Consider the following 19,236-nt stretch of genomic DNA (forward strand, 5'->3'; position numbering starts at 1 on the left):
ACGTGCGGGATCTCTGTCAGTCTATCGGGGTCACCGCGTCGGATCGGTTCCGCGGGACAGGTCGTCCCAGGAATCGATCGCGTCGACGGGACCGGTGGCGTGCGTCTCATGGGCGGCGTCCGTGCGGTACCGGCGCCCGCCGGACTTCCAGCCGCGCCAGGTGAGCAGGACGACGACTGCCGCCACGAGCAGCACGAACCAGCCCACGAGCGTCGCATACGGCCACGCCGACACCTCGATGCCGGCGACCACGTCGGCGATGGCGGCACTGCCTGCGAGCCCGGTCGTCTCGGTCACCGTCGGACCGACGGCTCCGAGCGGCTCGGAGGCGAGCAGCTGCACGGTCGTCCACCCGAGGAAGAGCGCCGTCGCCACCGCCAGCGCACCGAAGATCAGCCGCACCAGGCGACCGGAGATGGACAGTGCGAGGCCGAGAGCGAGCACGGCGAGGCTCAGCGGCGCGAGAAGGGGCAGCGCCGAGGCCCCGGGAACGAGGATGGCCTCGCCCGCATCCGCTCGCTCGACCGTCAGCCAGGTCTGCGTGGAGGAGATGATGCCGATCGCCCCGGAGAGCAGGAAACCCGAGACGGCGATCGAGCGCCCCCGACGCGCGAGACTCATGCGGACGCGCTCCCCTCGACCGCTTCGAGGTCGGTCGTGTCGAAACAGGTGCGCGTGCCGGTGTGGCAGGCGGGTCCGGTCTGGTCGACCCGCAGGAGGATCGCGTCGCCGTCGCAGTCGAGCCGTGCCTCGTGCACGACCTGGATGTGGCCGGAGGTGTCGCCCTTGCGCCAGTACTCCTGCCGGGACCGCGACCAGTACACGGCGCGACCGGTGGTGAGCGTGCGGCGCAGCGCCTCGTCGTTCACCCACGCGAGCATGAGCACCTCGTTCGTGTCCCACTGCTGCACGATGACCGGCGCCAGCCCGTCGGCGTTGAACGCGACCTGCGCGATGCGCGCCTCGACATCACTCATCGGACGAGCACTCCCTCTGCCCGCAGGGCGTCTTTCACGTCACCGACCGTGAGCGCACCGGTGTGGAACACGCTCGCCGCGAGCACGGCGTCTGCGCCGGCCTTGATCGCGGGGGCGAAGTCCGAGGCCCGGCCCGCGCCGCCCGACGCGATGACCGGCACCGAGGCCGCCTCGCGCATGAGTCGGACGAGCTCGAGGTCGAAGCCGTCACGCGTGCCGTCGGCGTCGATCGAGTTCACCAGCAGCTCACCGGCACCGCGCTCGGCCGCTTCGCGCGCCCAGTCGAGCGCATCGAGAGTGGTCTGCGTCCGTCCGCCGTGGGTCGTGACGACGAACCCCGAGGGCGTCGTGTCGGCTCGCTTGACGTCGAGCGACAGCACCAGCACCTGGGCTCCGAATCGATCGGCGATCTCACCGATCAGCTCGGGCCGGGCGATCGCGGCGGAGTTGACGCCGACCTTGTCCGCGCCGACGGAGAGGAGGCGAGCCACGTCGTCGACGCTGCGGACTCCCCCGCCGACCGTGAGCGGGACGAAGACCTGCTCTGCGGTGCGCTGGACGACGTCGTAGGTCGTCGCCCGTGCGTCGACCGTGGCGGTCACGTCGAGGAAGGTGATCTCGTCGGCGCCCTGCGCGGCGTAGTGCCTGGCGAGCTCGACGGGGTCGCCCATGTCGCGGAGGTTCTCGAAGTTCACGCCCTTCACGACCCGCCCGTCCGCCACGTCGAGGCAGGGGATGACACGGCTTGCGAGGGTCATCAGAGCCTCGCGTTGTGGATCGCCGTCACGAGGATCGCCCGCGCGCCGAGCGCGTACAGCGCATCCATCACGGGGTTCACGCGCGAACGCGCCACCATGACCCGAACGGCCACCCACTCGGGATCCCGGAGCGGGGAGACGGTGGGCGACTCGATGCCGCCCGCGATCTTGACCGCGTCGTCGAGCAGAGCCAGCGGCAGGTCGTAGTCGATCATCACGAAGCGTCGTGCCACCATGACGCCCCGAAGACGACGTAGCAGCGTCTCGGAGCCCTCGGCATCCTGCGGCCCGGCGATGAGGACGGCCTCGGACTCGAGGATCACGGGGCCGAACACGTCGAGACCGGCCTGACGCAGGGTCGTCCCCGTCTCGACCACGTCGGCGACGGCGTCGGCCACGCCCAGTCGGACCGCCGACTCGACGGCGCCGTCGAGCGGCACCAGATCGACCGCGATGCCGCGCTCGTCGAGGAACGCGTCGACGAGACCCGGGTACGAGGTCGCGATGCGCAGGCCGTCGAGCTCGGAGACGTCGGTGTACCGGCCGGACGGAGCGGCGAAGCGGAAGGTCGAGCCCGCGAAGCCGAGCGCCTCGATCTCGCGCGCGCCGGGCATGCGCGCGTCGAGGAGCAGATCACGGCCGGTGATCCCGACGTCGATCGCACCGGACCCGACGTAGGTGGCGATGTCCTTCGGACGGAGGTAGAAGAACTCGACGTCGTTGTCGGTGTCGACGACGTGGAGGGTCTTGGGGTCACGTCGACCGGCGTAGCCGGCCTCCGCGAGCATGTCGGCGGCCGTCTCGGAGAGAGAGCCCTTGTTGGGAACAGCAATGCGCAGCATGGAAAGCCTTCGGATCGAAGCGAGTGGGGCGGAGCGCTTCACAGATGTCGGTAGACGTCCTGCAGGCTCAGGCCCTTCGCGATCATCATGACCTGCACGTGGTAGAGCAGCTGCGAGATCTCCTCGGCCGCTGCCTCGTCGGATTCGTACTCGGACGCCATCCAGACCTCGGCGGCCTCTTCGACGATCTTCTTGCCGATGGTGTGCACGCCGCCGTCGAGCTCGGCGACCGTCCCCGATCCCTCGGGTCGGGTCTCGGCCTTGACGCTGAGCTCGGCGAACAGCTCGTCGAAAGTCTTCACGATTCCAGGCTAGCGGCTCTGGCGCGGTCCCTGAGCCGGGTGACGGCGGCCTCGACGTCATCCGCCCCGTAGACGGCGGATCCTGCGACGAAGGTGTCGGCTCCCGCGGCCGCGGCGGCCTCGATCGTCACATCCGAGATTCCGCCGTCGACCTGCAGCCAGACCGTGGAACCGCGTCGCTTCGCCTCATCGGCGAGGGCGCGCAGCTTGGGCATCGTCTCGGGCATGAATCCCTGGCCCCCGAAGCCGGGTTCGACCGTCATGACGAGGATCTGGTCGAACTCCTCGAGCACGCTGTACAGCCCCTCGGCCGGCGTGTCGGGCTTGATGGCGACGCCCGCCCGCGCACCCATGCTCCGCAGCGTGCGCGCGAGCGAGATCGGATCGGCCGCGGCCTCGAGGTGGAACGTGACGCTCGCCGCCCCCAGTTCGGCATAGTCGGGTGCCCACCGCTCCGGATCGGTGATCATCAGGTGCACGTCGAGCGGGATCGGGCTGGTCGCCTGGATCCTCTCGACCATCTGCGGCCCGAAGGTGAGGTTCGGCACGAAGTGGTTGTCCATCACATCGACATGCGCGAAGTCGGCCGAGGCGATCTTCGCGAGATCCCGTTGCATGTTCACGAAGTCCGCGGCCAGGATGCTGGGGTTGATGCGCGGTGCGCTGGGCAGTTCCACCTGTCTAGTCTCCCTCTTCTGCGCTCACGTCGCGCGTATCCGTCGAGTCTCGCTGCAGCAGCGCGAGGAACATCGCGTCGGTGCCGTGGCGGTGCGGCCACAGCTGCACGCGCCCCGACCCGTCGGTGCCGAGATCGATCGGCGACTCGGCGACCCCCGCGATCACGGCTCGGGCGTCGAGCTCCGTGATGTCCGTACGCCCGCGCAGCGCCTCCGACACGACACCCGTCGTCTCCGCGAGGTGCGGAGAGCACGTCGCGTACGCCACGATGCCGCCGGGAGCGAGCGCGTCGAGGGCGGAGGTCAGGAGCTCGACCTGAAGGGGCACGAGCTCGGCGACGTCGGCAGGGGTCTTGCGCCAGCGCGCTTCGGGGCGGCGTCTCAGAGCGCCGAGACCGGTGCACGGGGCATCGACCAGGATGCGATCGAACACGGCACGGTGCGTGTCTCCGAAGGACCGACCGTCCTCCTCGTGCACGACCACATCGCCCGGCACCGCGCGCAGTGCGTTGCGCACGAGCCGCGCGCGGGTGGGAACCACCTCGTTGGCCTCGAGCGCCACATCGTGCTCGCGCGCGATCGACGCGAGCAGCGCGGTCTTCCCGCCCGGGCCCGCGCACAGGTCGAGCCAGCGCTCGCCCGCGCGGATCGGTGCGGCCTCGGCCAGCGCGAGCGCGACGAGCTGCGATCCCTCGTCCTGCACGCGCACCGTGCCGCCGGACGCCGAGATGACGCGATGAGGGTCGCCGCCCGGAGAGCCGTACGCCGTCGGGGCATACGGCCGACGCGGCTCCCCCGGCTGCGCGAGACCGGGGAGTGCGACGAGGGTCACCTCCGGCGACGCGTTGTCGGCGTCGAGGAGTGCATCGAGCTCGTCCGATCGCCCCTCGGCGGCCAGCGCGCGACGCAGCGCGCGGATCACCCAGACGGGATGCGCGGAGCGCAGCGCCAGACGCTCGTCGTCGGAGCGGGCCGAGTCCTCGATGCGCTGCTCCCACTCCCCCGGAGTCTCCCGCGAGATGCGGCGCAGCACGGCGTTCGCGAAGCTCGATGCTCCGCGGCCCTGCGCGGCGGCGACCAGGTTGACCGACTCGTTCACCGCCGCGTGCGACGCGACGCGCGTGGCGAGCAGCTGATGGGTCGCGAGACGAAGCGCGTCGAGCACCGCTGGGTCGATCTGGTCGGCCGGACGGTCGGCAGCGGCCGCGATGATCGCGTCGTAGGTGCCACGACGACGCAGCGTGCCATACGCGAGCTCGGTCGCCAGCGCGGCATCCTGAGCATCGAGCCGCGCCTCGGCGATCGCCGGAGGAAGGATCAGATTGGCGTAGGCATCGGACTCCGACACCGCGCGCAGCACGTCGTAGGCGACCTGACGGGCGGGCTGCACCGTGCGGCGGGGTTCTCGCGGGCGACCATCGCGGTGCTGCGGGTTGCGAGCACCGCCTCCGGACGACCGGACGTCGCGCTGCGTGCCGCCGCGGGACTGGCGACCACGGGGCTGGTCGCGACCGGGCTGGTCGCGACCGGGCTGGTCGCGACGGGGCTGGTCGCCGCTCATGCGCCGGCTCGCAGGTTCTCGGTGTCACGCTGACCGCGCCACCAGTCGACCGCGTTCATGGCCCCCTTGCCGGCCGGCTGCACCCGTGTGACCGAGAGGGGGGAAGACGCCGTGCCGATGAGCAGGGCCGACTTCGTCGCGGTGATCTCGCCGGCATCCTGTCGAGGTTCGTCGTGCGCCGGAGCCGCCTCGAGGATCTTCAGGCGGTGGCCGCCGACGACCGTGTGCGCGCCCGGCTCAGGCGTGACGCCTCGGTATCGGGCGAACACCCGTACGAGCGGCTCGTCCCAGTCGAGGAGCCCGTCATCGAGCGTGAGCTTGGGCGCAAGACTCGGTTCACCGACCTGCGGAACCGCGACGGCGGTGCCCTCGGCGATCGATGACACGACCTCGGCGGTCAGCTCCGCGCCCTCGACCGCGAGAGTCTCGAGCGCGGCATCGGCCGTCGCCTCCTCGGCGATCTCGACCTCGCGGGTGTCGAAGACGTCGCCCGCGTCGAGCGCGGGAACGAGCTGGAACACGCTGGCGCCCAGCCGCGCATCGCCGTTGATCAGCGCACGCTGCACCGGTGCGGCGCCTCGCCATTCCGGCAGGAGCGAGAAGTGCAGATTGATCCAGCCCTGCGCCGGAGTCGAGAGCAGAGGCTCTCGCACGAGTCCGCCATAGGCGACGATCACCCCCAACTCGGCGTCGAGCGCGGCGATCGCTGCCGTCGCCTCGTCATCGAGGCGCGCCGCCTTGATGACGGGGAGTCCGAGCTCGTCGGCGACCTGTGCGACCGGCGAAGGGGTCAGCACCCTCTTGCGCCCCAGCGGGGCATCGGGACGGGTCACCACCGCGGCGACGTCATGCTCGGCCGCGAGGCGGCGGAGTGTGGGAACGGCGGCCGACGGTGTGCCGGCGAAGACGAGACGCATGAAGGTGCTCCGGAGGGATGCGGGGTGGTCGGGCGGTACGGACGTGGTGGAGGTCAGCGGTCTGCGCGATCAGAGCTCCGGATCGAGGATATCGAGCCGAACCGAGAGCGCGCTCCGAGTCGACTTGCCCTTGCCCCGGCGGGCCGCGACCGCCTCGGCGACCACCGCGGCCCTCAGCGCCCCTGCCACACGGGCTCCCGCACCGTAGTCGAATCGAACGAGTGCGCGCACGCGGGGCGGGTAGTCGTCGGATTCGAGCGGCACGGGGCCGAGGACGGCGTCGGCGGGGAGAGCCAGCTCGGTGAGCGCGGCGAGAGCGCGCCCCATCGCGGCGGTGGATCCTTCGACGAGCGCGACCCGCGCGGCCGGCGGCATATGGAGCGGCGCACGTTCCGCGAGCTCGCCCCGTGCGTACGACGCCTGGTTCCATGTCGCCAGCGCCTTCGCGATGCTGCCGTCGACGCCGACCAGATGGATCGGGGCTCCGGGAGCGGCCAGTGCGGCGGCGTTGGACCACCAGCGGAGACACGCCTCGCCGATGCGGAGATCGGGGGCCTGCAGCATGCGGGGTCCGTCGAGCAGCACGATCGCGCGGTAGCCGCCGTCGGCGAGCGGCTCGGCGCCTCGCGTGGCGACGACGAGCGAGGGCTTGTCCGACACGCGGTCCACCGGGTGGGCGCTGTCGGCCACGATCACTCGGACGCCGGGGAAGGCACGACCGAGCTCATCGGCGGTGCGCTCGCTCCCGGACGACGCGAGCCGGAGCTTCGTTGACGAGCACGCCGGGCACGCCCAGGCGCGCGCGCCGCGGCCGCACCAGGCGCACACCGGAACGGCACCACGGTGTTTCGCCCCGAGGGGCCCGCCGCAGTGCGCGCACCTGGCCGGCGCCCGGCACTCCGCGCAGACGAGAGAGGGGGCGAAACCGGGACGGGAGACCTGGACGAGCACCGGCCCCTCTGCGGCGGCGTTCCTCGCGGAGAGGAACGCCGATGAGGGCATGCGCTGCGCGGTCGGGGCATCCATCTCCTGCGGCGTGCTCAGCACGACCCGAGGCAGCACGCGGCGGGCGGCGCGCACGTCGTGCAGCCAGCCGTGGGCGACCAGCCGTTCGACATCGGTCGTGCGCGTGTGCCCCACGAAGAGCAGGGCCGAATCCTCCTGCTCCTGCCGCAGCAGAGCCGCGTCACGGGCGTTGACGTAGGGCGCCAGGGGCTCGCCGAGCAGCGGATCGCCGTCGTCCCACACGGCGACGAGTCCGGCCTGCACGGGCGCGTAGACGGCGGAACGGTTGCCGACGACCACGCACGGCGCGTTCTCGAGGGAGCGCAGGAAGGCGCGGTAGCGATCAGGATTGGTCTGGCGCGAGTCGTAGCGCGCGACCGCCTCTGTCGGCACCACGAGCGCGAGCGCGGCGAGCAGGTGATCGAGGTCTCGGTGGTCGGGCACGACGAGGATGCTCGATCGACCGGACGCGAGCGTGTGCGCCGCCGCTGAGGCCAGCAGAGCCGCCCAGCCCGGTTCGCCCTCGTGGAACACGGGGATCGCCTCGACCGCCGCCCGCCGCCCGTGATCGAGCACCTCGTCGAGACCGTCGTAGGCGCCGATCACACTGCGTGCTGCCGCGAGAGCATCGTCCGAGGGAACGGGGGTCGGCGAATCCGCTGTCCAGGCCTTCTCGACCCGCACCTGCCGCTTCGGGATCACCAGGCGCAGCACATCCGACGCCGATCCGGCAGCCCGATCGGCGGCACGCCGGGCGAGCCGGTAGAGCCGATCCGGCAGGACCGGGACCTGTGAGACGACGCTGTCGACCTCGGAGAGCGGCCTGTCGGCGTCATCCTCGGTGTCGAGCTCGACGACGTACCCGTCGACGAGGCGCCCCGCCGTACGCAGAGGCACGCGCACGCGCACTCCCCTCGGGACGTCGCCGAGCTCGGCGGGCAGCGCGTAGTCGAAGAGTCGATCGAGCTGCGGCAGTGGCGAGTCGAGGAGAACGCGCGCGATCCGCCGGCTCTGGTCCGTCATGGGCGTCGCGCGCCCCTCGTGACCAAGGGGCGCATCAGAGACCGGCAGCGCGGCGCAGCTCTTCCGCGCGGTCGGTGCGCTCCCAGGTGAACTCGGGGAGCTCGCGGCCGAAGTGACCGTACGCCGCGGTGCGCGCGTAGATCGGTCGCAGGAGATCGAGCTGGTCGATGATCGCCTGCGGGCGCAGGTCGAAGACCTCGTTGATCGCTCGCGTGATCGCCTCGTCGGACACCTTTCCGGTGCCGAAGGTCTCGACGTAGAGCCCGACAGGGCGGGCGACGCCGATCGCGTATGCGACCTGGACCTCGAGCCGGTCGGCGAGTCCCGCGGCGACCGCGTTCTTCGCCACCCAGCGCGTGGCGTAGGCGCCGGAGCGATCGACCTTGGACGGGTCCTTGCCGCTGAAGGCACCGCCGCCGTGTCGGGCCGCCCCGCCGTACGTGTCGATGATGATCTTGCGGCCGGTGAGGCCGGCATCGCCCTTGGGGCCGCCCGTCACGAAGGGGCCGGCCGGGTTGATGTAGTAGGTGACGTCGTCGAGGTCGAGACCCGTGGTCGCGAGGATCGGGTCGATGACGTGCTCGCGCACCTGCGCCTTGATCTCGTCCTGGGAGATGTCGGGGTGATGCTGCGTCGACAGCACGACCGCGTCGACGGTCTTCGGCGTGAAGCCCTCGTACCCGAGGGTGACCTGCGTCTTGCCGTCGGGGCGGAGGAACGGCAGAGCGCCCGACCTGCGCACCTCGGTGAGTCGCTCCGCGATGCGGTGCGCGGTCCACGCGGCCATCGGCATCAGCTGCGGCGTCTCGTTGGTGGCGAAGCCGAACATGATGCCCTGGTCACCGGCGCCGAGTCCGTCGAGCGGATCGACAGAGGATCCGTCGCGGTGCTCCTGGGCGTTGTCGACGCCGTGCGCGATGTCGGTGGACTGCTCGCCGACCGACACGCTCACGCCGCAGGAGTCGCCGTCGAAGCCGGTGTCGCTGGACGTGTAGCCGATGCCGTTCACGACCTGCCGCACGATAGTGGGGATGTCCACGTACGCCTCGGTGCGGATCTCGCCCGCCACATGCACGAGTCCGGTCGTGACGAGTGTCTCGACCGCAACCCGGGAGTCCCGGTCCTTCGCGATCAGGCCGTCGAGGATGCTGTCCGAGATCTGGTCGCAGATCTTGTCCGGGTGCCCTTCGGTGACGGACTCGGACGTGAACAGACGCAGCGCGCTCATCAGGGCTCCAGAACGGGATCGGACGGAAAGAAGTGGGTGGCTCCCATGATGGACCGCACCGCCGACATCAGTCGGCGGTGCGGTCATCGGAAGTCACTCCGCGTGACGCAGACGCAGCTTGTCCTCGTTGATCTCGTGGAGCGCGATGGTGAGGGGCTTGTCCTCGACCGACGAGTCGACGAGCGGTCCGACGTTGTCGAACAGGTTGCCCTCGTGCAGGTCGGAGTAGTAGTCGTTGATCTGGCGCGCGCGCTTGGCGGCGTAGATGACCAGCTCGTACTTCGAGTCGACGCGGTCGAGAAGGTTGTCGATGGGGGGATCGATGATTCCGTTGGTGTGGTGTCCGGCCATGGTGGGACCTCCTGATCAGGCGACGGGATCGTCGCGAAGACGGTGCAGCGGGCGCGCGAAGACGCTCAGCGCGCAGAGCTCGAAGACAATTCTACGACCTCGGCGGCGGCCGAGGCGACGTCCTCGTTCACGATGAGGTGATCGAACTCGTTCTGCGCGGCCAGCTCGACCTTCGCGGTGCGCAGTCGGCGGGCCCGCTCCTCCGCATCCTCCGTGCCACGACCGACCAGTCGCTGCACCAGTTCGTCCCAGCTGGGAGGCAGCAGGAAGATGAGCGTCGCCCGGGGTTCCGCCTTGCGCACCTGACGTGCACCCTGCAGGTCGATCTCGAGCAGCACGGTCTTGCCCGCAGCCAGAGCCGCGTCGATCGGCGCACGCGGCGTGCCGTATCGAGAGCGGTTGTGGACGACGGCGTACTCGAGAAGCTCGTTCTCGGCGATGAGGCGGTCGAACTCCGCATCGTCGACGAAGTAGTAGTGCACGCCGTCGATCTCGCCGGGACGCGGCGGCCGGGTCGTCGCCGAGACCGAGAGGTGGATCTCGGGGTTGTGCTCCCGGATGTGCGCGGCCACCGTGCCCTTGCCGACAGCCGTGGGACCGGCGAGCACGAGCAGGCGGCTCCGCGCGCCGCGCGGTGCCGTCACCGGGAACCGCGTGTCGAGCCATCGGGCGAGCGCGACGCGCTGTCGCACCCCGAGCCCGCCGAGTCGCTTGACCGGCGAGATGCCGAGCTCGGTGAGGATGCGATCGCGCTTGCCCGCTCCGATCGCCGGCAGCGCGAGCAGGAAATCGGTGATCCGCATCGACCCCTCGACGGAGTCGGCGTCGGCGACCGCGCGCTCGAGGACCGCCTGCGGTGTGACCACTCGGGTGGTGAGGTCGCGCTTGAGCGATGCGCGGGCGCGACGACGCTCCACGGCTCGGCGTGCCGCGGCTGCGCGGTCGACCTCGGGTACCGGACGAGACTCAGCCACGGGAGGCCTCCCTGTACTCTGCGACGCGGGCGTCGATGGCGGCGGAGAGACCGGACGGTCCCGCCGAGAGGATGCTTCGGCTCTCGCTCGCCACGACGGCCGAGCTCATCGAACCGAAGCGGTGTCGCAGATCGGCCGGCGCAGCCCCCTGGCTGCCGAATCCGGGGGCCAGGATCGGTGCGAGGGGGGTGAAGGCGGCGAGGCCGGCATCCGTCCAGTCGACGGTCGCGCCGATGACGAAGCCGAAGCTGCCCCACTCCCCTGCCGGCGTGTGCTCGGCGTTGCGTGCCGAGACCACCGAGACGACGTCGGCCGAGACCGCGCGTCCGGTGGCGGACACCGATCGCTGCAGCACCGTCGCCTCGGGGTTGCTCGTGGCGGCCAGCACGAAGAGCCCCTTGCCGTGCTCGCGCGCGAGATCGAAGGCGCCGTCGAGCGCGCCGACGCCCAGGAAAGGGTTGACCGTGAGGGCGTCCGCCTCCAGCGGCGACCCGGGACGCAGCCACGCCTGGGCGTAGGCGTCCATCGTCGATCCGATGTCTCCGCGCTTCGCGTCGGCGATCACGAGGAGGCCGGCCGCACGGGCGGCCGCGATGACCTCCTCGAGAGCCGCGAATCCCGCGGAGCCGAAGCGCTCGAAGAACGAGACCTGCGGCTTGACGATGCCGACGCGACCGTCGGCGGCCTCGACCGTGCGCAGACCGAACTCGCGCAGCCCGGACGCGTCATCCGACAGGCCCCACTCGGCGAGCAGGGACGCATGCGGATCGATGCCCACGCAGAGGGGCCCACGCGCGTCGATCGCGGCGCGGACCCTCTCTCCGAAGCGTGCGCTCACACCGCGGCCTTCCGGTCGAGTGCGTACTCCTGCAGGCTCTTCACCTGGAAGCCCTCGTGCGCGGCATCCATCCCGCTCACCGCGGCGCCGAGAACGGCCATCGTGGTGAACAGCGCCTTGTCGGCGGCGACGGCGGCCGCACGGATCTCGTAGCCGTCGGCGCGGGCAGCTCCTCCCGAGGGCGTGTTCACGACGATGTTGATCGATCCGTCGTTGATGAGGTCGACGATGTTGGTCGCACCGGATTCCTGGGTCTCGCTGTACTTCTCGACCACGGTTACGGCGATGCCGTTGCGCGACAGGATCTCGGCGGTGCCCTCGGTGGCGACGATCGTGAACCCGAGCTGCTGCAGGCGGTGCGCCGGAAGGATCACCGCACGCTTGTCGGAGTCGGCCACCGAGATGAACACGGTGCCCGAGGTCGGCATCCCGCCGTATGCCGCAGCCTGGCTCTTCGCGAACGCCGTCGGGAAGTCGCGGTCGATGCCCATGACCTCCCCCGTGGAGCGCATCTCCGGTCCGAGGATCGAGTCGACCGTCTTGCCGTCGGCGGTGCGGAAGCGCTTGAAGGGCAGCACGGCCTCCTTGACCGAGACGGGGGCGTCGAGCGGCACCCGCGAGCCGTCCTGCTCGGGAAGCATGCCCTCGGCACGGAGCTCGGCGATGGTCGAGCCCGCCATCACGCGGCTCGCCGCCTTCGCCATCGGGATCCCCAGCGCCTTCGAGACGAAGGGCACCGTGCGGCTGGCGCGCGGGTTCGCCTCGATCACGTAGAGGACGCCCGCGCTGATCGCGAACTGCACGTTCAGCAGACCGCGCACGCCCACGCCCTCGGCGATCGCCAGGGTCGCCTCGCGGACGCGGTCGATGTCGGTGCGGCCGAGCGAGACCGGGGGCAGCGTGCAGCTCGAGTCGCCGGAGTGGATGCCGGCCTCTTCGAGGTGCTCCATGACGCCGCCGATGAACAGATCGGTGCCGTCGTACAGTGCATCGACGTCGAGCTCGATCGCGTCGTCGAGGAAGCGGTCCACCAGAAGCGGCTTGCCCTCCTCGATGATGACCTCGCCGGCCGTGCGCACGAAGTACTCGCGCAGCGACTCCGAGCTGTAGACGATCTCCATGCCGCGTCCGCCGAGCACGAAGCTCGGACGCACGAGAACCGGGTAGCCGATCTCCTCGGCGACCGCGACCGCACCGTCGGCGTCGATCGCGGTGCCGTGACGCGGGGCGATGAGCCCTGCCGAGTCGAGCAGCTGCGAGAAGAGCTCGCGCTCCTCCGCGATGTCGATCGCCGCGGGGCTGGTGCCGAGAACGGTGTAGCCCGCGGCCTCGATGCCCTTCGCGAGGCCCAGAGGGGTCTGGCCGCCGAGCTGGCAGACGACGCCCAGGATGGTGCCGCTCGCTGCCTCGGCATCCAGCACCTCGAGCACGTCCTCGAGCGTCAGCGGCTCGAAGTACAGGCGGTCGGAGGTGTCGTAGTCGGTCGACACGGTCTCGGGGTTGCAGTTGACCATGACGGTCTCGAACCCGGCATCCGACAGCGCGAACGAGGCGTGCACGCACGAGTAGTCGAACTCGACGCCCTGGCCGATGCGGTTCGGGCCGGAGCCGATGATGACCACCTTGGTGCGGTCGGACGGGGCGACCTCGGTCTCGAAGTCGTAGCTCGAGTAGTGATACGGCGTCAGGGCCGGGAACTCCCCCGCGCACGTGTCGACCGTCTTGTAGACCGGACGGAGGCCGAACCCGTGGCGCACGCCGCGGATCTCCTCCTCCTTCTCGCCCCGCAGCTCGGCGATCTGCGCGTCGGAGAAGCCGTGCTCCTTGGCGTAGCGCAGGGTCGCCGCGTCGAGCTCGGGCGCTGTGCGCACGATCTCGGCGACCTCGTTGATCAGCACGATCTGGTCGATGAACCACGGGTCGATGGCGGTGGCCTCGAACGCCTGCTCGACCGTCGCCCCCTTGCGCAGCGCCTGCTGCAGGGTCACGATGCGTCCGTCGGTCGGCACCTTCGCGATCTCGAGCAGCTCGTCGACCGAGCGCTCCTCCGCGCCCCAGTGGAAGCTGGAGCCGCGCTTCTCGAGCGACCGCAGCGCCTTCTGCAGCGCGGTCGCGTAGTTGCGTCCGATCGCCATCGCCTCGCCGACGGACTTCATGGTCGTGGTGAGCGTCGCGTCGGCGGCCGGGAACTTCTCGAACGCGAACCGGGGCACCTTGACGACGACGTAGTCGAGCGTCGGCTCGAAGCTGGCCGGGGTCACGCCCGTGATGTCGTTCGGGATCTCGTCGAGGCGGTAGCCGAGCGCGAGCTTGGCGGCCAGCTTGGCGATCGGGAAGCCGGTGGCCTTCGACGCGAGCGCGCTCGACCGGGAGACACGCGGGTTCATCTCGATCACGATGATGCGCCCGTTGCTGGGGTCGACGGCGAACTGGATGTTGCAGCCACCGGTGTCGACGCCGACGGCGCGGATGATGTCGATGCCGATGTCGCGGAGCTTCTGGTACTCGCGGTCGGTGAGGGTCAGTGCGGGGGCGACGGTGATCGAGTCACCCGTGTGCACGCCCACCGGGTCGACGTTCTCGATCGAGCAGACGACCACCGTGTTGTCGGCGGTGTCGCGCATGAGCTCGAGCTCGTACTCCTTCCAGCCGAGGATGGACTCCTCGAGGAGCACCTCGGTGGTCGGCGAGTCGCGGAGACCGGCACCGCCGATGCGGCGCAGGTCTTCCTCGTCGTACGCGAAGCCGGAGCCGAGACCGCCCATGGTGAACGAGGGGCGGACGACGAGCGGATAGCCCAGCTCGGCGGCTCCCTCGAGCAGGTCGTCCATGGTGTGCGCGATGATGCTGCGCGCCACGTCTGCGCCGGCATCCAGCACCAGCTGCTTGAAGACCTGACGATCCTCGCCCTTGTTGATCGCCTCGAAGCTCGCGCCGATGAGCTCGACGTCGTACTTCTCGAGGATGCCGTGGTTGTGCAGCTCGATCGCGGCGTTCAGCGCGGTCTGCCCGCCGAGGGTCGGCAGGATGGCGTCGGGGCGCTCCTTGGCGATGATGGTCTCGATGACCTGCCAGGTGATCGGCTCGATGTACGTCGCGTCGGCGAAGTCGGGATCGGTCATGATCGTGGCCGGGTTGGAGTTGACCAGGATGACCCTGACGCCCTCCTCGCGGAGCACGCGGCACGCCTGGGTGCCGGAGTAGTCGAACTCGCAGGCCTGACCGATGACGATCGGGCCGGAGCCGATGACGAGAACGGAGTTGATGTCGTCGCGCTTGGGCATTACTTGGTGTCCTTCTTGCTCGCGATGACCATGTCGCGGAAACGATCGAAGAGGTAGTTGGCGTCGTGGGGGCCTGCGGCCGCCTCGGGGTGGTACTGCACCGAGAACGCGGGGATGTCGAGGGCGCGCAGCCCCTCCACGACGTTGTCGTTGAGTCCGACGTGGCTGACCTCGACCTTGCCGTAGCCGTGCGGACTGTCGAAGGATCCCTCGAGCGGGGCGTCCACGGCGAAGCCGTGGTTGTGCGCGGTGATCTCGACGCGGCCGGTCGACTTGTCGAGCACCGGCTGGTTGATGCCGCGGTGGCCGAACGGCAGCTTGTAGGTGCCGAGGCCCAGAGCGCGACCGAGCAGCTGGTTGCCGAAGCAGATCCCGAAGAACGGGAGGCCGTCGTCGAGGACCGCACGCAGCAGCTCGACGTGGTCGCCGGATGCCGCGGGGTCGCCGGGACCGTTCGAGTAGAAGACCGCCACCGGGTCGATCGAGCGGATGTCGTCGATCGTGACGTTCTGCGGCAGGACGTGCACCTCGAAGCCACGGGCGGCGAGGTTGTCGATCGTGGCCTGCTTGACGCCGAGGTCGAGGACGGCGAGGTTGCCGACTCGCTCCCCCATGGCGGTCGTCACCGTGGCGACGTCGACCGAGACCTGAGCCGAGAGGTTCTGACCGGCCATCTGCGGGGCCTCGCGCACGATGCGCAGCTGCTCTTCGGCGTCGAGGCGCGCGGCCTCACCCGAGAAGATTCCGCCGCGCATGGATCCTGCCGAGCGGATGTGACGCGTGATCGAGCGGGTGTCGATGCCGCTGATGCCGACGATGCCGTCCTGCACGAGGACCTCGTCGAGCGAGGCGTTGGCGCGCCAGTTCGAGACGACGCGCGAGGGGTCGCGCACGATGTAGCCGGCCACCCAGATGCGTCGGGACTCGGGGTCCTCGTCGTTCATACCGGTGTTGCCGATGTGAGGCGCCGTCTGGAGGACGATCTGCCCGGCGTACGACGGGTCGGTGAGCGTCTCCTGGTAACCGGACATGCCGGTGGCGAAGACGACCTCGCCGATCGTCGTGCCGAGCGCACCATAGGCGCGACCGGTGTGGCGGGTTCCGTCTTCGAGGACGAGGACGGCGGGTTCGGGGAGGGCTGTCATGACGTTGCTCCTGTGTCGGGGGCGGCGGTGTCGTCCGAGGCGCCGGAGGCGGGGACGAGTCGCTGCAGTTCTGAGATGAAGTTCTGGGGATCGCCGTCGGTGAGGCGGAGGTAGGAATCGACGACGGTGTCGTCGTCAGCGTTCCAGGCCACGCGGACGAGGCCGCCGGGCTCGACCACCCGGTCGATCGTGACCGTCGCACGATCGACGCTCGCGAGACGTGCGGAGGCGAGGAAGACCGTCGGCGCCCCGTCGAGGCACAGCGCGAGGCCTCGATCGGTGACCGCGACCTCTCCCCTCGCACGGTAGGCGAGCGGGGGCATGGTCAGTCGCTCGAGGGGCTGATCGTGCTTCGTGGTCGACACGTACAGCACCTCGTGGCGATCGATCACCTCGGCATGCTCCGGCACACCCAGCGGTGCGGCGAGTCCGGCGTCGCGTCGGAGTCGTCGTCGCCAGGCGAACAGCATCGCGAGCAGGACGAGAACGGCCAGGGCGATCATGAGCGCGATCGCGAGGTCTCTGGGGATCATGCCCGAAGCTCCTCGACCAGGGAGCCCTCGTTGACCGTGAGCACGCCGCCGTGCACGGTGTACTCGACACGGCCGGGCAGATCGCGCCCGAGATAGGGCGAGTTCCGGCTGCGGCCGTGCAGGTCGGCCTCGGTGAACACACCGGCGACGGAGGCGTCATAGAGGGCGAGGTGGGCGGGAGCCCCGACCTGCAGCGGGGTCCCGTGGCCGGCCAGGCGTCCGATGCGCGCAGGGGCGGCGCTCATGACCCGTGCGACGTCGTCCCATCCGATGAGGCCCGTCGCGACCATCGACTGGTGCACGACGCGCAGCGCGCTCTCGAGCCCGACCATGCCGTTCGCGGCGGCCTGCCACTCGCACGCCTTGTGCTCGCTCGGGTGCGGTGCATGGTCGGTGGCGACGATGTCGATGGTGCCGTCGGCCAGACCTTCGCGCACGGCCAGGACGTCTTCCTCGCGGCGCAGCGGCGGATTCACCTTGTACCGGGCGTCGTACCCGCGCACCAGCTCGTCGGTCAGCAGCAGGTGGTGCGGCGTGACCTCGGCGGTCACGGAGATGCCCCGCTTCTTGGCCCAGCGGATGATGTCCACCGACCCCGCGGTCGAGAGGTGGCACACGTGCAGACGCGAGCCGACGTGCTCGGCGAGGAGCACATCGCGCGCGATGATCGACTCTTCCGCGACCGCCGGCCATCCGGCGAGTCCGAGCTCGGCCGAGACGGTGCCCTCGTTCATCTGCGCGCCTTCGGTGAGGCGCGGGTCCTGCGCGTGCTGCGCGATGACCCCGTCGAAGGACTTCACGTACTCGAGGGCACGACGCATGATCAGCGGGTCGAAGACGCAGAATCCGTCATCGCTGAACACGCGCACCTGGGCGCGGGAGGTCGCCATGGCGCCCAGCTCGGCGAGGCGCTCGCCCTTCTGTCCGACCGTCACGGCGCCGATCGGCTGCACGGTCGCGTATCCGGCCGCCTCGCCGAGCGCGAGCTCCTGCTCGACCACCCCGGCGGTGTCGGCGACCGGCGATGTGTTGGGCATCGCGAAGACGGCGGTGAAGCCACCGGCCGCAGCAGCCCGTGTTCCGGTGAGGATCGTCTCGGACGCTTCGTACCCGGGCTCGCGCAGATGGGTGTGGAGGTCGACCAGACCGGGCAGCGCCACGAGGCCCGCCGCGTCGATGACTCGGGCTCCCGAGCGGCTGAGGCCGGAGCCGATCTCGGCGATCACACCGTTCTCCACGATGATGTCGGCGCTCTCCGCGCCGAGAAGCTGTGCGCCGGTGATGACGAGGGTCTCGCTCACTGGTCTCCCCCTCGTTCGTCGTCTCGTTCTCCTGCAAGGAGCAGGTACAGCACTGCCATCCGGATGGACACTCCGTTCGTCACCTGTTCCAGCACCGTGGAGCGCGGGGAATCGGCGGCTTCGGAGGAGATCTCCAGGCCCCGGTTCATGGGTCCGGGGTGCATCACAATGCTACCGTCCGGCAGGCTCGCCACACGCCGTGCGTCAAGACCCCATCTTCTGGAATACTCCCGCTCAGTCGGGAAATACGCGGCGTTCATCCGCTCGAGCTGGATGCGCAGCGTCATCACGGCGTCCGGCCCCTCGGCCAGCGCCTGATCGAGGTCGTAGACGACCTTCGCGGGCCAGAGCGAGACGTTCTGCGGCACGAGCGTCGGCGGAGACACCAGGGTGACGTCGGCGCCGAGCGTGGAGAGCAGCCACACGTTCGAGCGGGCGACGCGCGAGTGCAGCACGTCGCCGACGATCACGACCCGGACGCCGGACAGGTCGCGCCCCCTGCTGTCGGCGCCGAAGCGGCGCTTGCGGATGGTGAATGCGTCGAGCAGCGCCTGGGTCGGATGCTCGTGCGTGCCGTCCCCCGCGTTCACGACGCCGGCCGATATCCAGCCGCTCGTCGCGAGCGTCTGCGGGGCGCCCGAGGCGGGATGGCGGATCACGACGGCATCCGCGCCCATGGCCTGCAGCGTCTGGGCGGTGTCCTTCAGGCTCTCGCCCTTCGAGACGCTGGAGCCCTTGGCCGCGAAGTTGATGACGTCGGCGGAGAGTCGCTTGGCCGCGGCCTCGAACGAGATGCGGGTGCGCGTCGAGTCCTCGAAGAACAGGTTCACGACGGTCTTGCCGCGCAGCGTCGGGAGCTTCTTGACCTCACGCGACTGCGTGTCGGACATGTCCTCGGCGACGTCGAGGATGCGCAGGGCCGTCTCCCGGTCGAGGGTTCGGGTGTCGAGGAGGTGTCTCATGCTTCGATCGTCACCTCGTCGGCGCCGTCGTCTTCGATGAGACGCACGTTCACGCGCTCCTGCCGCGAGGACGGGATGTTCTTGCCGACGAAGTCGGGTCGGATCGGCAGCTCGCGGTGGCCGCGGTCGATGAGGATCGCGAGGCGCACGATCGAGGGGCGGCCGATCGACTGCAGGGCGTCGAGTGCGGCGCGGATGCTGCGTCCGGAGAAGAGCACGTCGTCGACGAGGACGACCGTCCTGCCGTCGATTCCGCCCGCGGGGATGTCGGTCGGGCGCGGAGACCTGGTCGGGTGCTTGGCGAGATCGTCACGGAACATCGTGACGTCGAGCGCTCCGACGGGGACCTCGGTCTGCGCGATCTCGCCGATGACGGCGGAGAGGCGCCGGGCGAGTGTGACGCCGCGGGTCGGGATGCCCAGCAGGACGAGGTTCTCAGCCCCTCGGTTGGATTCGAGGATCTCGTGCGCGATGCGGGTCAGAGCCCGCGAGATATCGGCTTCGTGCAGAACGGTGCGTGCACTCATCAGCCGCTCCCTTCTCCGCCTCACAGGACGG

Annotated in this window: 19 protein-coding genes; all 19 read right to left on the reverse strand. The window is 70.1% G+C overall.

Features of this window, described 5'->3' with window-relative positions; genetic code table 11:
• Positions 1-30: 30 nt before the first annotated feature.
• The 19 genes from HWD99_RS05730 to pyrR all read right to left on the reverse strand — a co-directional run bounded on the left by HWD99_RS05730 (position 31) and on the right by pyrR (position 19,205).
• Complete coding sequence (locus tag HWD99_RS05730; protein ID WP_241795262.1) at positions 31-621, reverse strand: Trp biosynthesis-associated membrane protein; 591 nt, start codon at positions 619-621, stop codon at positions 31-33.
• On the reverse strand, positions 618-977 hold the full coding sequence (hisI, locus tag HWD99_RS05735) for a phosphoribosyl-AMP cyclohydrolase (RefSeq protein ID WP_241795263.1): 360 nt from the start codon (positions 975-977) through the stop codon (positions 618-620). The genes HWD99_RS05730 and hisI overlap by 4 nt, the downstream gene beginning before the upstream one ends.
• A complete protein-coding gene (hisF, locus tag HWD99_RS05740) occupies positions 974-1,735 on the reverse strand; it encodes an imidazole glycerol phosphate synthase subunit HisF (protein ID WP_241795264.1) in 762 nt (253 codons plus the stop codon). The genes hisI and hisF overlap by 4 nt, the downstream gene beginning before the upstream one ends.
• Positions 1,735-2,577: an ATP phosphoribosyltransferase gene (hisG, locus tag HWD99_RS05745; RefSeq protein ID WP_241795265.1), complete on the reverse strand. Its 843-nt coding sequence runs from the start codon at positions 2,575-2,577 to the stop codon at positions 1,735-1,737. Before hisG ends, hisF begins: the two co-directional genes overlap by 1 nt.
• 38 nt (positions 2,578-2,615) lie before the next feature.
• Entirely contained in the window at positions 2,616-2,879 is a 264-nt protein-coding gene (locus HWD99_RS05750) for a phosphoribosyl-ATP diphosphatase (RefSeq protein WP_042536637.1), read from the reverse strand.
• On the reverse strand, positions 2,876-3,556 hold the full coding sequence (gene rpe, locus HWD99_RS05755; protein WP_308220686.1) for a ribulose-phosphate 3-epimerase: 681 nt from the start codon (positions 3,554-3,556) through the stop codon (positions 2,876-2,878). The genes HWD99_RS05750 and rpe overlap by 4 nt, the downstream gene beginning before the upstream one ends.
• 4 nt (positions 3,557-3,560) lie before the next feature.
• Entirely contained in the window at positions 3,561-5,117 is a 1,557-nt protein-coding gene (locus HWD99_RS05760) for an RsmB/NOP family class I SAM-dependent RNA methyltransferase (protein ID WP_241795266.1), read from the reverse strand.
• Positions 5,114-6,034, reverse strand: coding sequence for a methionyl-tRNA formyltransferase (gene fmt, locus HWD99_RS05765; RefSeq protein ID WP_241795267.1), 921 nt, complete (start codon positions 6,032-6,034; stop codon positions 5,114-5,116). Before fmt ends, HWD99_RS05760 begins: the two co-directional genes overlap by 4 nt.
• A gap of 69 nt (positions 6,035-6,103) precedes the next feature.
• A complete protein-coding gene (locus tag HWD99_RS05770; protein WP_241795268.1) occupies positions 6,104-8,062 on the reverse strand; it encodes a primosomal protein N' in 1,959 nt (652 codons plus the stop codon).
• 34 nt (positions 8,063-8,096) lie between these two features.
• Positions 8,097-9,290 carry a methionine adenosyltransferase gene (gene metK / locus HWD99_RS05775; RefSeq protein ID WP_241795269.1) on the reverse strand — a complete coding sequence of 398 codons (1,194 nt, stop codon included), beginning with the start codon at positions 9,288-9,290 and terminating at the stop codon, positions 8,097-8,099.
• Between the two features lie 93 nt (positions 9,291-9,383).
• Positions 9,384-9,641, reverse strand: coding sequence for a DNA-directed RNA polymerase subunit omega (rpoZ, locus tag HWD99_RS05780; RefSeq protein ID WP_042536631.1), 258 nt, complete (start codon positions 9,639-9,641; stop codon positions 9,384-9,386).
• Between the two features lie 65 nt (positions 9,642-9,706).
• A complete protein-coding gene (gene gmk / locus HWD99_RS05785) occupies positions 9,707-10,615 on the reverse strand; it encodes a guanylate kinase (protein ID WP_241795270.1) in 909 nt (302 codons plus the stop codon).
• A complete protein-coding gene (pyrF, locus tag HWD99_RS05790) occupies positions 10,608-11,453 on the reverse strand; it encodes an orotidine-5'-phosphate decarboxylase (protein WP_241795271.1) in 846 nt (281 codons plus the stop codon). The genes gmk and pyrF overlap by 8 nt, the downstream gene beginning before the upstream one ends.
• On the reverse strand, positions 11,450-14,737 hold the full coding sequence (carB, locus tag HWD99_RS05795; protein ID WP_241795272.1) for a carbamoyl-phosphate synthase large subunit: 3,288 nt from the start codon (positions 14,735-14,737) through the stop codon (positions 11,450-11,452). The genes pyrF and carB overlap by 4 nt, the downstream gene beginning before the upstream one ends.
• A complete protein-coding gene (carA, locus tag HWD99_RS05800; RefSeq protein ID WP_241795273.1) occupies positions 14,737-15,882 on the reverse strand; it encodes a glutamine-hydrolyzing carbamoyl-phosphate synthase small subunit in 1,146 nt (381 codons plus the stop codon). The genes carB and carA overlap by 1 nt, the downstream gene beginning before the upstream one ends.
• Positions 15,879-16,415, reverse strand: a complete 537-nt coding sequence (locus HWD99_RS05805) for a hypothetical protein (protein WP_241795274.1) — start codon at positions 16,413-16,415, stop codon at positions 15,879-15,881. Before HWD99_RS05805 ends, carA begins: the two co-directional genes overlap by 4 nt.
• A complete protein-coding gene (locus tag HWD99_RS05810) occupies positions 16,412-17,716 on the reverse strand; it encodes a dihydroorotase (protein WP_241795275.1) in 1,305 nt (434 codons plus the stop codon). Before HWD99_RS05810 ends, HWD99_RS05805 begins: the two co-directional genes overlap by 4 nt.
• Complete coding sequence (locus HWD99_RS05815) at positions 17,713-18,678, reverse strand: aspartate carbamoyltransferase catalytic subunit (protein ID WP_241795276.1); 966 nt, start codon at positions 18,676-18,678, stop codon at positions 17,713-17,715. Before HWD99_RS05815 ends, HWD99_RS05810 begins: the two co-directional genes overlap by 4 nt.
• Positions 18,675-19,205, reverse strand: coding sequence for a bifunctional pyr operon transcriptional regulator/uracil phosphoribosyltransferase PyrR (gene pyrR / locus HWD99_RS05820; RefSeq protein ID WP_241795277.1), 531 nt, complete (start codon positions 19,203-19,205; stop codon positions 18,675-18,677). Before pyrR ends, HWD99_RS05815 begins: the two co-directional genes overlap by 4 nt.
• Between the last annotated feature and the right edge of the window lie 31 nt (positions 19,206-19,236).

It is taken from the genome of Microbacterium sp. C5A9 (genome assembly GCF_022627955.1).
Classification (GTDB): domain Bacteria; phylum Actinomycetota; class Actinomycetes; order Actinomycetales; family Microbacteriaceae; genus Microbacterium.